11 protein-coding genes are annotated in these 14,261 nt (G+C 70.6%); 9 read left to right on the top strand and 2 right to left on the bottom strand.

Going from position 1 to position 14,261, the window contains the following annotated elements; translation table 11 throughout:
- Positions 1 to 301: 301 nt before the first annotated feature.
- The 9 genes from ACFU95_RS08610 to ACFU95_RS08570 all read left to right on the top strand — a co-directional run bounded on the left by ACFU95_RS08610 (position 302) and on the right by ACFU95_RS08570 (position 12,337).
- Positions 302 to 1,735 carry a hypothetical protein gene (locus ACFU95_RS08610; RefSeq protein ID WP_383823703.1) on the top strand — a complete coding sequence of 478 codons (1,434 nt, stop codon included), beginning with the start codon at positions 302 to 304 and terminating at the stop codon, positions 1,733 to 1,735.
- A 227-nt stretch (positions 1,736 to 1,962) separates the two neighbouring features.
- Positions 1,963 to 3,414 carry an alkaline phosphatase PhoX gene (locus tag ACFU95_RS08605; protein ID WP_383823701.1) on the top strand — a complete coding sequence of 484 codons (1,452 nt, stop codon included), beginning with the start codon at positions 1,963 to 1,965 and terminating at the stop codon, positions 3,412 to 3,414.
- A gap of 450 nt (positions 3,415 to 3,864) precedes the next feature.
- Positions 3,865 to 5,445, top strand: a complete 1,581-nt coding sequence (locus tag ACFU95_RS08600; protein WP_383823698.1) for a TROVE domain-containing protein — start codon at positions 3,865 to 3,867, stop codon at positions 5,443 to 5,445.
- Between the two features lie 89 nt (positions 5,446 to 5,534).
- Positions 5,535 to 6,197 carry a GntR family transcriptional regulator gene (locus ACFU95_RS08595; protein ID WP_383823695.1) on the top strand — a complete coding sequence of 221 codons (663 nt, stop codon included), beginning with the start codon at positions 5,535 to 5,537 and terminating at the stop codon, positions 6,195 to 6,197.
- Positions 6,198 to 6,249: 52 nt separating this feature from the next.
- Complete coding sequence (locus tag ACFU95_RS08590) at positions 6,250 to 7,266, top strand: 1-aminocyclopropane-1-carboxylate deaminase (protein WP_383823692.1); 1,017 nt, start codon at positions 6,250 to 6,252, stop codon at positions 7,264 to 7,266.
- Between the two features lie 123 nt (positions 7,267 to 7,389).
- Entirely contained in the window at positions 7,390 to 8,427 is a 1,038-nt protein-coding gene (locus ACFU95_RS08585) for a LacI family DNA-binding transcriptional regulator (protein ID WP_383823689.1), read from the top strand.
- 668 nt (positions 8,428 to 9,095) lie between these two features.
- On the top strand, positions 9,096 to 10,388 hold the full coding sequence (locus ACFU95_RS08580) for an ABC transporter substrate-binding protein (RefSeq protein ID WP_383823686.1): 1,293 nt from the start codon (positions 9,096 to 9,098) through the stop codon (positions 10,386 to 10,388).
- Between the two features lies 1 nt (position 10,389).
- A complete protein-coding gene (locus tag ACFU95_RS08575; RefSeq protein WP_383823683.1) occupies positions 10,390 to 11,412 on the top strand; it encodes a carbohydrate ABC transporter permease in 1,023 nt (340 codons plus the stop codon).
- Positions 11,402 to 12,337, top strand: a complete 936-nt coding sequence (locus ACFU95_RS08570) for a carbohydrate ABC transporter permease (RefSeq protein WP_383823680.1) — start codon at positions 11,402 to 11,404, stop codon at positions 12,335 to 12,337. Before ACFU95_RS08575 ends, ACFU95_RS08570 begins: the two co-directional genes overlap by 11 nt.
- Positions 12,338 to 12,422: 85 nt before the next feature.
- Here ACFU95_RS08570 and ACFU95_RS08565 read toward each other — a convergent pair whose 3' ends face one another.
- The gene (locus tag ACFU95_RS08565; RefSeq protein ID WP_383824332.1) at positions 12,423 to 13,643 is read right to left on the bottom strand and encodes a TerD family protein; all 1,221 of its coding nucleotides are present in this window, start codon (positions 13,641 to 13,643) and stop codon (positions 12,423 to 12,425) included.
- A 63-nt stretch (positions 13,644 to 13,706) separates the two neighbouring features.
- Entirely contained in the window at positions 13,707 to 13,928 is a 222-nt protein-coding gene (locus ACFU95_RS08560) for a hypothetical protein (protein WP_383823678.1), read from the bottom strand.
- Between the last annotated feature and the right edge of the window lie 333 nt (positions 13,929 to 14,261).

The following is a 14,261-nucleotide window of genomic DNA, read 5'->3' as shown; positions in this document are numbered from 1 at the left end:
ACGTGAATGAGCGCCGGGACGAGGGTGGTGCGTGGAACGGTGGGTGCAGGCGCGACCGGTGGGGCGGCGGCGACGCGCGTAGAAAATACAGTGAACACATGTCCGCTCGGTTTCTACGCGCGTCAATCTCCTGCCTGGTCAAGCCACTTGTCAAGGTTTCGGCCATGTACAGGGCCCGACGAGGAGATGAACCGGGTGGCATGGGTGGAAATCCGTCTAGGCTGAGCGGTTGAGCCGTGATGCGTACGGCCAAGGGCCGTGTCGCTTACGGCCATGCAGAACGCCCTAGGAGAAACAGCCGATGTCAGACAGCTCCCCCCTGCCGCCGGCGCGGCTGCACCCCGAAGCGGAGCTGGCGCGGGACGCGCTGTCCACGCCGTTGCTTTCCCGGGCCACGCGGCTGGCCCGCTGGGCCGGACCCGACACCCGGGTCGACGCCGGGGGCGGCCTCGTCGACGAGCAGCTGCCGGCCGCAGCCGAGCTGCTCGGGCTGAGCGGGGACGACGCCGCCGCGTACGCGAGCGAGGCCTGGCGGGTGGCCGTGGACGCCGGGCTGGTCGAGATCGTCGACGAGGAGGCGGGCACGGTCACGTCCGGCGCCGACCTCGCGCTGCTGACCGGCGGTTCGCCGCAGGACGTGCTCGGGGTGTGGCTGACGGCGCTGGAGGCGGTGCTCGCCGACGCGAGCGTGCCCGACCTCGACGACCTGGTCGACCTGGTCGACACCGGGGGCGAGATCGACTTCTCCTCGCTCGACTGGGACCCGGAGGCCGAGGCGGAGTTCCTCGACGGAGTGCTCGGCAACCTGTATCTGCTCACGGTCAGCGAGGACGGCCCCGGCGACGGGCCCGTGCCGCTGCCGGCCCTCGCCGCGTCGATGATCGTGCCCAGCGACATGGGCGAGCCCACGAACGACGTGCTGGAGCAGGTCTCCGACGCGATGATGCGCCTCGACGACCAGTTCCGGGTGCTGGAGCCGGTCGGCCTCGTGGAGTACCAGCCGGTGGACGAGGCGCTCATGGCGGATGCCGAGGGCGCCGAGGAGACGGCGGCCCCGGTCGACGACACCGACGTGTCGCGCTACGGCATGGTGCGGCTGACCCCGCTCGGCCTGTTCGGGCTGCGGTCGCGGCTGCTGGAGTCCGGGTTGGACGCCCCCGCGGTCGGGGACCTCGCCGACAAGGGCGCCGACGCGCTGCTCGACGGCACGGCCGTCTTCCCGCAGGCCGCCGCGCATGCCGAGACCGAGCAGTGGCTGGCCCGGCGCGAACCCCTCGCCGCGGCAAGGGAGTTGCTGGCCGCGGCACGGGGCCTGGACACCGGGGCGCCGCTGCGGCGGCTGCGCTGCCAGCAGGCGCTGTCCCTGGTGGGCGCGGAGGCCGAGCCGGCGCTGCGGGAGGTCCTCGACGATCCGGAGCTGGGCGGTCTCGCCCGGGTGTGGCTGACCGAGGCCGGGTTCTCCGGCGTTCCCGCGCCGTCCGAGGATCTGGTGTTCTGGCTGACCGTCGACACGCTTGCCGCGCAACTGGCCGCCGAGGGGAACTCCGAGGAGCTGCGGGCGCTGGTGGAGGGGCTGGCCGCGCAGCACAGCGGTTTCTTCGCGGCGGCGTGGCGGGTGGACCACCCGGCCACGGCGGATGTGCTGGAGGCGATGGGGCGGTTGCATCCGGACAAGAAGATCGCCAAGGAGGCTCGGAAGGCCGCGTTCAAGGCGCGGTCGCAGCAGGGTGGGTGACGGCCGTTTGCGGGTGCGGGTGCGTGGGGGCTGTCGCGCCCACGCGGCGGAGCCGCGAATGACACCGTCCCGCGCCCCTGAGGACGTCGCCGCGCCCGGCGTTGATTCATGGAAGCAGGTGCCCTGAAGACCCCTGGCGTTCAACCGGTGTTCAGACATGGGCGGGACCGTTGCGCCGACCGAAGTCCGCCACCTCCCACGGCACACCCACTGTCACAGGAGACACCATGTCGCTCACCCGCAGGGACTTCGCCAGGAACTCCGCGATCACCGGTGCCGGTGTCGCGCTGGCGGGCAGCACCGGCGTCCTCGCCACGGCGCCGAACGCGCTCGCGTCCACGGAGTCCGAGACCGCGAGCGAGGAGTCCGCGGACGCCCACGGCGGGGGTGTCGGGTACGGACCGCTGATCCCGGACCCCGAGGGCATCCTCGCGCTGCCCGCCGGGTTCAGGTACCGCGTCATCACCCACAGCGGGAAGACCAGGCTGGAGTCGGGCGAGTTCACCCCGTCCAACCACGACGGCACGGCCGCCTTCGACGGCCCGCGCGGCACCACCCTCCTGGTCAACAACCACGAGCTGAAGGGCCCGCGCGCCAACTGGGAGCACCCCGTCCCGCTCACCGAGGGCCTCGTCTACGACCCCGCCGCGGCCGGCGGCTGCACGGTCGTCGAGGTCCGCCCCGACGGCCAGGTCGCCGAGTGGGTCGGCATCGCCGGCACCTCCACCAACTGCGCGGGCGGCAGCACCCCCTGGGGCACCTGGCTCACCTGCGAGGAGAACTCCGACAAGGCCGGCACCAACGGCATGACCAAGGACCACGGCTACGTCTTCGAGGTCGACCCCGGCGACCGGCGCGCCAACAGGAACCCCAAGCCGCTGAAGTTCTTCGGCCGCTACGACCACGAGGCCGTCGTCATCGACCCCAGGCGCGGCCACGCCTACCTCACCGAGGACGCCGCCGCGCCCAACGGCCTGCTCTTCCGCTGGACCCCGCCGAAGGGCTTCGCGTACGGCCGCGGCAGGTTCCGCGCGCTGGCCGACGACGCCGGTGTCCTCCAGGCACCCAAGTGCTTCGACTCCGGCGGCAAGTTCGTCGACGACCTCTCCCGCGCCACGAGGATCGGCACGGTGTACGGCGTCGACTGGGTGGACGTCCCCGACCGCGACGCGCGGACCACCCCCGTCCGCAAGCAGTTCGCCGACGGTGAGATCACCCGTGCCCGCAAGCTGGAGGGCATGTGGTGGGGCGACGGCGGCACCTACATCGTCTCCTCCTACGCCCGCGAGGAGAGCCCCGGCCGGCACGACGGCCAGGTCTGGTTCTACGACCCCAAGCGCCGCACCCTCACCCTGAAGGTCCTCCTCGGCGTCAACCCCGACCCGTCCAAGGACGGCGCCTTCGACGGCCCCGACAACATCACCGTCTCCCCGTACGGCGGCCTGGTCATCGCCGAGGACGGTGAGGGCGTCCAGCACCTGTTCGGCGCCACCGACAGCGGCCGTACGTACCCCATCGCCCGCAACGAACTCAACATCGGCACCGAGGACGAGCCCGAGTACAGCGAGTTCACCGGCGTCACCTTCTCCTGCGACGGCCGGACGCTGTACGCCAACATCCAGACGCCCGGAATCATGCTCGCCATCACCGGCCCCTGGAAGCGTCAGAAGCGCGGGTAATTAATTCGCTCGCCCGTCTCGCGGCCGCCCTCTTAGAGTGATGAACGTCCAGGTGCGAAGGCAGGACCTACTTCCACTCCAAATGGGGAGGCCGCGGGTTCGAATCCCGCCACCGGTACCACGTGCCGGTGTAGCTCAGCGGCAGAGCACCTGATGTCGGTTCCGCCGGCCTGAACTCTGGACACCACAACTTCATGCACCTCCCGGTGCGTTCACTGATCTCGGGGAGGCGCAGCTCATGGTGGGTGCCCGGTGCGCAGGCAGCGGATACTTCGGGAACTGGTGGGGGCTGGACCCTCGTGCGGGTTCGAATCCCGTCATCGACCCAGAGTCGATGTGGCGGAACGGAAGACGCGCCAGTTTATAGTCACCGCAGCCGACTTCGAACTCGGTCACCCTCCATTTGCTGCGCCTCCCTCCGAAACAACAATGAATTCGGGGGAATTCACCATGGCGCGATTCAACAAGAGGGCGGCGCGGGCGCAGCCCACCTCGCGTGTCACCTCCACCGGACGCGTACTGCGGTCGTACGAGGGCGGCCGAGGCCGTGAGCGGGACACGCGCTCCGAGCTCTTCCTGCTGTCGGTCGCCAACTTCGTCTCGCAGCGGACCTTCTACGAGAGCGGCGCCGACCGTGACGACCGGTTCGCACGCCTCGTCCGGCAGCTCGCTGTCGAGGACCCCGCGTGGACGGCCGGCCTGCTCGGCTGGCTGCGCGGCGAGGGAAACCTCCGTACGGCCTCGATCGTGGGCGCCGCCGAGTACGTGAAGGCCCGCCTCGACGCGGGCGCCACCGACGGCCCGGCCAACCGGCAGGTCATCGCCTCCGTGCTGCGGCGCCCGGACGAGCCCGGCGAACTGCTCGCGTACTGGACGGCTACGTACGGCCGCAATGTCCCCAAGCCCGTCAAGCGTGGTGTCGCCGACGCCGTACAGCGTCTCTACAGCGGCAAGTCGCTGCTGAAGTACGACACCGCGACCAAGGGCTACCGGTTCGGCGACATCCTCAACCTGGTGCACGCGGCGCCCGACGCGGACAAGCCGTGGCAGGGCGAGCTGTTCCGGTACGCGCTCGACCGCCGGCACAACCCCGACACCGCCGTGCCGCCCGCGTCGAGCACCGTGCTCACCGCGCACCGCGAGCTGATGGCGCTGCCGGTCGAGCAGCGGCGTGCCGTCGTCACGTCCGAGGGCGGTGCCGATCGGCTCGCCGCGGCCGGGATGACGTGGGAGGCGCTGGCCGGCTGGCTGCAGGGCCCGATGGACAAGGCGGCCTGGGAGGCCGTGATCCCGTCCATGGGCGCCATGGCTCTGGTCCGCAACCTGCGGAACTTCGACCAGGCCGGTGTCGGTGACGAGGTCGCGGCCCGGGTCGCGGCGCGCATCAGCGACCCGGCGGAGGTCGCGCGGTCGCGGCAGTTCCCCTTCCGGTACCTGGCCGCGTACCAGCACGCGCCCTCGCTGCGCTGGGCGTACCCGCTGGAGCAGGCGCTCGGCCACTCGCTGGCCAACGTGCCCGCGCTGCCCGGCCGGACGCTGGTCCTCGTCGACCGTTCGGGCTCGATGTGGGCGCGGCTGTCGGACCGCTCGCAGCTCAACCGGGCGGACGCGGCGGCGATCTTCGGCACGGCGCTGGCGCTGCGGGCCGAGGACGCGGACCTCGTCGAGTTCGGTACCACCAGCCGGCGGCTGAAGTTCCGCAAGGGGGAGTCGGTGCTGAAGATCCTTGGCCGCTTCGGTGACCTGGGCGGCACGGACACCACCTCGGCGGTCCGTGCGCACTATCGGGGACAGGACCGGGTGCTGATCGTCACCGACGAGCAGTACACGTTCAACCGGCACGGCGACCCGACCCAGCAGGTCCCCGACCAGGTGCCGGTCTACACCTGGAACCTCGCCGGCTACCGCGCGGGCCACGGCCCGTCGGGCAGGGCGAACAGGCACACCTTCGGGGGCCTGTCGGACGCGGCTTTCCGCATGGTGCCGCTGCTGGAGAGCGCTCGGGACGCCGACTGGCCGTGGGCGGCCTGAGGCACCGGCCCTGAGCGTGGCCCGCACTTCACGGGGGTGCGGGCCACACCCTTGTCCGGACCCCGGATTGACATCTAACATTTCAGTTCGTGGAGGCGATACGACCCGTAGGCCGGACCCTGCTCAGGGACCGGGCGTACGAAGCGATCCGGGACGCCATCGTGGCCGGGGAGATCGAGCCCGGCGCGGTGGTGCGGGACGCCGATCTCGCGGAGCGGCTCGGGCTGTCCCGGGCGCCGGTGCGTGAGGCGTTCTCGCGGCTCGTGGACGAGGGACTGCTGGAGAGCAAGCCCCAGAGCTACACCCGGGTGACACCGGTCGTGGCCGCCGACGTCCGGGACGCCGCCGCCGTGGTCGGCGCCATGCACGAGCTGGTGACGAGGGTCGCCGTACCCCGGCTGATGGCCGCGGACGTGGAGATCATGCGCACCGCCAACGAACGCTTCGCCACCGCCGTCGCGGCCGGTGAGGTGGACCTCGCCCTGCGGGCCGACGACGAGCTGCACGACGTACTGGTGCGGGTGAGCGGCAACCGCGCCGCCACCGCCACCGTCGCCCGCTACACCCCGCTCATCCGCCGCCTGGAGCGCCGGCGCTTCGGAGAGGGCGGGACCTGCCGTTCGGCCGGGCTGCACGAGCGGTTGATCGAGGCGTGCGCCGCCGGTGACGTGGACGCGGCGGTCCGGGTCACGGCGGAGATCTGGCGCACCCTCGCCGACCTGGCCGACTCCGATGACGCCGACGCTGACTGACGTAGACACCGACCGACGCCGACACCGACGCCGCTGCCTCTGGAGGCGCCCCATGTCCCTCTCCTCCTACGAGCGTTACCCCCTCCTCTTCGGCCCGTCACCCGTGCACCCGCTGGAGCGCCTGACCGCCCACCTCGGAGGCGCCTCCCTCTGGGCCAAGCGGGAGGACTGCAACTCCGGGATCGCCTACGGCGGCAACAAGACCCGCAAGCTGGAGTACCTCGTCGCCGACGCGCTCGCGCAGGGCTGCGACACGCTCGTCTCGATCGGTGGCGTGCAGTCCAACCACACCCGCCAGGTCGCCGCCGTCGCCGCCCGGGCCGGGCTCAAGTGCGTGCTGATCCAGGAGAGTTGGGTGGACTGGCCCGACTCCGTGTACGACAAGGTCGGCAACATCCTCGTCAGCCGCCTCGCCGGAGCCGACGTTCGCCTCGTGCGGGCCGGGTTCGGGATCGGCTTCAAGGAGAGCTGGGAGCAGGCGCTCAGGGAGGTGGAGGAGTCGGGCGGCAAGCCGTACGCCATCCCGGCCGGGGCGTCCGACCATCCGCTCGGCGGGCTCGGCTTCGCCGGGTGGGCGTACGAAGTCGCCGAGCAGGAGCGGGAGTCGGGGGTCTTCTTCGACACGGTGATCGTGTGCTCGGTGACCGGCTCCACCCAGGCCGGCATGGTCGCCGGCTTCGCCGCGATCGAGGAGGCGGGCGGCCGGCCGCGGCGTGTCATCGGCATCGACGCCTCCGCGAAGCCGGCCGAGACCCGGACCCAGGTCGCCCGCATCGCCCACAACACCGGTCAACTCATCGGTCTCAAGCGCGAGTTGACGGAAGCCGACGTCGAGCTCGACGAGCGGTACCACGGGGGCACATACGGCATCCCGGACGAGCCGACGCTGAAGGCCATGCGGCTCGCGGCCGGCACGGAGGGCATGGTCACCGATCCCGTGTACGAGGGGAAGTCGATGGCGGGGATGATCGACCTGGTCGAGCGCGGGGAGATCGGCCGCGACTCCACGGTGCTGTACGCCCACCTGGGCGGGCAGCCGGCGCTGAACGCGTACAGCGCGCTGTTCTGAGCGGCGGGGCGCTGGGCTGCATCGACATGCGGCTCCGCCGCGGGGCGCGACCAGCCACAACGGCGCCGCTGACAACCGACGACCCTTGCGCGGCCCTTCGAGCGGAGCGCTACAGTGCACAGCGTGTGGGCGGACGATCAGCAGCGGGAGCCGGGTGTCGAGCAGCCTGACGGCACCCGCCGCCGGGCCACGATCCACGATGTCGCGAAGCTGGCCGGAGTGTCACGGCAGACGGTCTCCCGCGCGGTCAACGACAAGGGTGAGATCGACCCGGCCACGAAGGAACGGGTGCTGGAGGCGGCTCGGCTGCTGGACTACCGGCCGAGCCGGTTCGCGCGCGGCATGGTGCGCAAGGGTGCCGTGACGACGGGGCTGGTGATCCCGGATCTGATGAACCCCTTCTTCCCCGAGGTGGCCGCCGGTGTCCTGGAGGCGGCCGAGCAGCGGGGCTGGCAGGTGGTGATGTGGGACTCGCGCATCGACGAGGCCCGGGAGCGGGACGCGCTCGACGTCCTGTCGCATCAGGCCGACGCGATCGTGGGTTACTTCAAGAGCCCGGACGACGTGCTGGCCCGGCATCTCGGCGGCGTACCGCTGGTGCTGCTGGAGCGTGGCCCGCAGCAGACCCGTTTCGCGGCCGTGGGGATCGACGCCGCCGCCGGTGTCGCAGAGGGCATGGCCCACCTGGTGGGCGCGGGGCACCGCAGGATCGGCATGCTGGACGGTGTGCACGGCCCCGGCCCGCGCCGTGCGGCCTTCCTGGAGCAGGCCCGGCGGCACGGCCTGCCGGTCGACGACAGCTGGATCGCGCTGTGCGCCGAGCACAGCGTGGCCGGGGGAGAGGCCGGGATGGAGCGACTGCTGGACGCCCGGCCCGACGTCACCGCCGTCTTCGGCTTCAACGACCTGATCGCGGTCGGCGCCATGCGCGCCGCCCGGCGCCGGGGCCGGCGGGTGCCGGAGGATCTGGCCGTCCTGGGCTTCGACGGGCTGTCGCTGGGAGAGCTGGTGGAGCCCGCGCTGTCCACCCTGCACATCGACAAGCGGCGACTGGGACGGCTGGCCGTCGACCAGGTGGCCCGCCTGAGGTCGGGTGCGGAGCCGCTGCGGGGTGCCGAGGCGTGGGTGGTCCCCGAACTGGTGGTGCGAGCCTCCACCTGACGGCCACGCCGCCGGGGCGACGGCGCCCAGACCTCGCACGAAGCCGGTGCCGGTGGGCCGGGTCACGGGCGACGTGCCGCCGGGATCGCGCCACGCACAGGCGGGTCGTACCGACCCCAGCCACCCCTGCGGCATCACCAACCGCACATCGATCGGTGTGCGGCAGGGGCCGCGTCATCGCTGCCGGTCTCGACTGCGGTCCGGCGTCCGTGATGGCTCGGGTGCTGTCGGGGCCGTCTCGACATGTAGTCGGTGGGCCTCGGGGGAGGCCGGGGTCGTCTCGACGTGCGGTCGGTGCCCAGGAGTCTCAGGCGGAGCCGAGGGCGCCTTGGCGTGTAGCCGGTGACGCCCCACGCGCAGCCGGGAGCGCGCGCCGGCGCGGTCGGCATCGCCTCGACGCCCAGCCGGAAACACTCCACCGCATACCCGGAAATGCCCCGACACCTGGCCGGAAATCCCTCAACACATCAGCCGTGCCCATCCCTTGACACTGCTTTTCGGCCGCCTCGATACTCGACGGCAACGTTCACGTGAACGCTCACGGACCCCAGATTCTCCCCACAGCAATCTCCCCACAGCGCGATGCCGAGCCGCTGGGACGAAGTGGTCGACATCGTTGTCATACGCACGTCCGGAAAGCGAGTGCGCCCCCCATGGAACACCGAACCATGTCCCGCAGACGATTTCTGGGGGCCTCGCTGGGCGGCGCGGGTGCCGCCCTGCTGGGCCTGTCGGGATGCGGAGCCCCCAGCGGATCGGCCTCCGCGGGCACCAACCACCTCAGCCTCTGGTACTGGAAGGGCGCGCTCAGCGACGAACTGCTCGCCACCGCCAAGCGCGGCGTCCCCGGGGTACCGGGGCTGAGGGTGCGGGGTTCGCAGATCCCCGACGGCGAAATCGACTCCAAGGTCCGCACCAGCCTCGCCGCCCGCGCCTACGTTCCGGACATCACCGTCGCGAACTCCGACAACCTCGCCACGTTCTTCCCCGACGAGGACGAGTTCCTCGACCTCAGGACGCTCGGCGCGGAGTCCGTCCGCGACCGGTACCTCGACTGGAAGTGGAAGAGCTGCTTCACCCCGTCGGGCCGGATGATCGGCTTCCCCCTCGACGCCGGCCCCACCGCGCTCTACTACCGCAGGGACCTCTTCCAGCAGGCCGGACTGGCCTACGAACCGGCGGACGTCGCCGAGGAGATCCCCACCTGGGAGAAGTTCATCGCGGCCGGGAAGACGCTGCGCGCGAAGGCGCCCGGCAAGCCGTACCTGGTGAGCAACATCGGCAACGTCTTCCAGCAGGTCCTGCTCCAGAGCCCCCAGCAGTTCGTGGACAAGGACAACCGCTTCATCGGCGACCAGGAACACGTCAAGCGCGGCTGGGACCTCTCCGTGGAGATCCTCCGCCAGCGGCTCAGCGGCAGGATCACGGACGGGACGCCCGACTTCAACGCGGCCATGAGCGGCGGCCGGGTCGCCACGATGACCACCGCGGTGTGGGCCATCAACGGCCTGAAGGACTCCGCGCCGAAGACCTCCGGGACCTGGCGCCTGACCACCATGCCGGACGGCCCGGCCAACTACGGCGGCTCGTACATGACCCTGACCCGCTACTGCCGGGACCCCGAGGCGGCGTTCGCCTTCCTCAAGTGGCTGCTCAGCCCGGAGAACCAGCTCAAGAGCTACCAGGAGATCTCCCTGTTCCCCACCACTCCGGCCGCCTATGCCGACCCGGCGATGCACAAGCCGGACCCCTTCTTCGGCGGTCAGCAGCCCATCGACGTCTTCGGCCCGGCCGCCGAGAAGGCCCCGGTCAACTACTTCAGCCCGTACGAGGAGACCGCCAACACCCCGTTCTTCCAGGAGCTGACCAACGTGGAAATGCTCGGCAAGGACCCCGACCGGGCCTGGCGGGACGCGGTGAACACCGCTGAGACCACGTTGTCCCGACTGGGGGTGAGCTGACATGGCCACGGTCCTCGACCCGGCGGGCGCGCCGCCCGCCGACGAACGGCGCCCTGTCCGCCGTACACGGTCCAACGCCCCGGGCGGACGCAGACGTCACCTCCCGCCCCTCCTTGCCATCTCGCCGTTCTACGTGCTGTTCGCCGTCTTCGGTACCTTCCCGGTGCTCTACTCCCTCTATCTGTCCTTCCAGGACTGGGACGGCATCGGCGACATGCGTTTCGTCGGACTCCAGCAGTACGGCTGGCTGCTGCAGGACCCGGTGTTCTGGCATTCGGTGCTCAACACCTTCGAGATCTGGTTCCTGTCCACGGTGCCGATGCTGTTCCTCGCCCTGGTGCTGGCCTTCCTGCTGCACTCGCAGGTCCGTTTCAGCGGTGCGATGCGGGTCGCCTACTTCATCCCCAACGTCACCTCGATGGTCGCCATGACTGTCGTCTTCGGCTCGGTCTTCGCCCAGTCGGGCCTCGCCAACTCGGCGCTCAGGGCGATCGGGGTGGACGGGATCGGCTGGCTGTCCTCCGAGTGGGGCATCAAGTCGTCCGTCTCCCTCATGATCATCTGGCGGTGGGTCGGCTACAACGCCCTGATCTTCCTGGCCGGCCTCCAGGCCATCCCCACCGAGCACTTCGAGGCCGCCCGGGTCGACGGCGCGAACAGCTGGCAGACCCTCTTCCGGGTCGTGCTGCCGCAACTGCGGCCGGTGGTCCTCTTCGCGGCCGTCACCTCCACCATCAACGGCCTGCAGATCTTCACCGAGTCCCAGGTGCTCTTCCAGTCGACCGACGTCGGAACCACGGGCGGACCCGGCCAGGAAGGCATGACCATCGTGCTCTATCTGTGGCAGAAGGCCTTCAAGGAGCACCAGTTCGGCTACGGCGCCGCGATGGGCTGGCTCCTCTTCGCGATCATCGCCGTCTTCACGATCATCAACTGGCGGCTGGTCTCCGGATCCGACCGCGACGACCGCCGCCCCGGCCTCGCCGGGCTGCTGCGCCGCAAGGGGGCTCGCGATGGCCGCTGATCACGACGGGACGACCGCCACCAGGGTGGCAGGCGACAGGACGTCCGACGGCAGGACGTCCGGCGGCAGGACGGCCGGGAGCGCGGGGCTGGCCATCGGCTCCGGCAGCCGGCTCACCCGGATATGCGTCCGGGCAGCGCTGCTCCTGGGCGTGCTGATCTCGCTGTTCCCCTTCTACTGGCTGGTGGTGATGGCCTCCGGCACCACCCAGGACATCTACAGCTACCCGCCCAAACTCGTGCCGGGCCCGCATCTCCTGGACAACATGGGTCGGGTGCTCGACACCATCGACTTCTTCGGCTCCCTCTGGAACACGATCGCCGTGTCCGTGGTCGGGACCGCGCTGGTGCTGTTCTTCGACTCGCTGGCCGCGTTCGCCTTCGCCAAGTACGAGTTCCCGGGCAAGAAGTTCCTCTTCGGCACGCTCCTGGTCACCTACATGATCCCCGCGCAGCTCTCGCTGGTGCCGCAGTTCGTCACCATGGCCGAGTTCGGCTGGGCCGGATCGCTGAAGGCTCTGATCATCCCGGGCGCGGCCAACGCCTTCGGCATCTTCTGGATGCGTCAGTACGCCCAGAACTCGCTGCCGGACGAGCTGTTGGACGCGGGGCGGATCGACGGCGCGGGCTTCTTCCGCCTCTACTGGCAGGTCGCGCTGCCGCTGTTCCGGCCGGCCCTCGCCTTCCTCGGCATCTTCACCTTCATCGGCCTCTGGAACGACTACATCTGGCCGCTGGTCGTCATGATCAACCCGGACAAGGTCACCCTCCAGGTCGCCCTGGCGAACCTCAACGTGCTGTACAACGCCGACTACGCGCTCGTGATGGCCGGGGCGTTGATGAGTGTGATCCCGCTGATCATCGTGTTCCTGATCGGGGCGCGGCACTTCCTGCGGGATCTGGCGGCGGGGGCCACCAAGATGTGACCGGGGAGGCCCGAGCCCCATCCCGGCTTCCGGTCGCGCCGGGCGCCCCCTTCGGCCGGGGGCGCCCTGGACGTCGTACGGCTGTCTACAGCGCCTGGGCCGCCGGCTTCACCATCCCCCTCACCGTGCGGGACTTGACGAAGTCGCCCATGGCCGTCATCTCCCACTCACCGGAGAACTGCTTGATCAACTTGGCCATCATCACGCCGGTCTGCGCCTCGGCGCTGGTGAGGTCGAAGCGGACCAGTTCCTCGCCGGAGGCGGCGTCGATCAGTCGGCAGTAGGCCTTGGCGACCTCGGTGAACTTCTGGCCGGAGAACGAGTTGACCGTGAAGACGAGGCCGGTGACCTCCTGGGGCAGGCGCCCGAGGTCGACGGTGATGACCTCGTCGTCCCCGCCGCCCTCACCCGTGAGGTTGTCGCCGGAGTGGCGGATGGCGCCCTGCACGATCTGGAGCTTGCCGAAGTAGCAGCTGTCGATGTGGTTGCGCTGCGGGCCGTACGCGATGACCGAGGCGTCCAGGTCGATGTCCTTGCCGCGGTACGCCGGCTCCCAGCCGAGGCCCATCTTGACCTGGGAGAGCAGGGGGCGGCCGCCCTTGACGAGGGAGACGGTCTGGTTCTTCTGCAGGCTGACGCGGCCCTTGTCGAGGTTGATCTTTCCGGCGCCGGGCGCGGGCGCGGGTGGGGCGGGCGGGGCCGGGGGAGCGGCGGGGGCCTGCGGCGCCGGGGGAGTGGACATCGGCGGGGCCGGCGGGGCGGCCGGGGGCTGCATGGCGGGCTGCGGCGGGGCCACGGGGGCGGCCGGGGCCGGCTCCTCGACCGTGACGCCGAAGTCGGTGGCGATGCCGGCCAGCCCGTTGGCGTAGCCCTGGCCGACCGCGCGGGCCTTCCAGGCGCCGCCCCGCAGATAGACCTCGACGATCACCAGTGCCGTCTCGGTACCGAGCTGCGGGGGTGTGAACGTGGCCAGGACGCTGTTGTCGTCCGCGTTGCGGATGGTGGCCGTCGGTTCGATGCCCTGGAAGGTCTGGCCGGCGGCGTCCGGGCTGGCGGTGACGACGATCTTCTCGATGCCGGGGGGAACGGCCGACGTGTCGACGGTGATCGCGTCGGGGCTGGTGCCACCGCCTGAGCGGTACGTCACGCCGGGGCCCTGGGGCTGGTTGTAGAAGATGAAGTCGTCGTCGGAGCGCACCTTGCCGTCGGCGGTGAGCAGCAGGCCCGATACGTCGAGCCGCACGGGGGCGGCGACGTCCACCGTCACGCGCGCAGCGGAGAGAGGGATGTTCGAGCCGGGGGTCATAGCTGTCATGCCGGGTGAACGAGCGGGGGCGTTTTACCGTTCCCTTACCCGAGACCGTTCGGGTCAGCGCCGGTTTCGGGGGTGATCGCGGGCCGTGCGCTCGTTGCCGTGCTTGTAGTTCCCGGTCCAGCGGGCCATGACCAGCTGGGGGTCGGACGACTCGACTTCGGCGAGGAACTGGGCGGCGCGGGAGCCCTGGAGGGTGGTGGCGGGGCGGCCGTGGTGGGTGATGTGGACGGTGCCGTTGGCGTGGTCCTGGTAGGTGAATCCGTGGGGTCGGGGCATGTCCGGGATCGTAGGTGGAGGGGAGCGGGAGCCCCCAACGGTTTTCGAGACCTCTCGGAGATCGGGCGGGATCTCCGCTCCCACGCCGGTCAGAGCAGCGGAAGCGGGCCGCCGCAGTCGCAGCCATGCACGCCGTGCCTTCTACCTGCCCCAGGCGCTCGGTCGTGTCCGCTCAGCCGCCAGTCACAGCGGGAACGATCACGGCGACGACAGCCGACAGCAGCCCTCCTACGGCTAGCCTCGCGCTTTCACGAGGTGGGCTGTCCAAGAGTTGATCAGAAACACGGAAAGTGCCCTTGACCTGCAACGATAGGACTTGCTGAGGGTCCTGTT

This window comes from Streptomyces sp. NPDC057623 (assembly GCF_042800355.1).
Classification (GTDB): domain Bacteria; phylum Actinomycetota; class Actinomycetes; order Streptomycetales; family Streptomycetaceae; genus Streptomyces.
The sequence above is the reverse complement of the archived record's forward strand: the minus strand, read 5'-3'. Positions and strand labels throughout refer to the sequence as shown.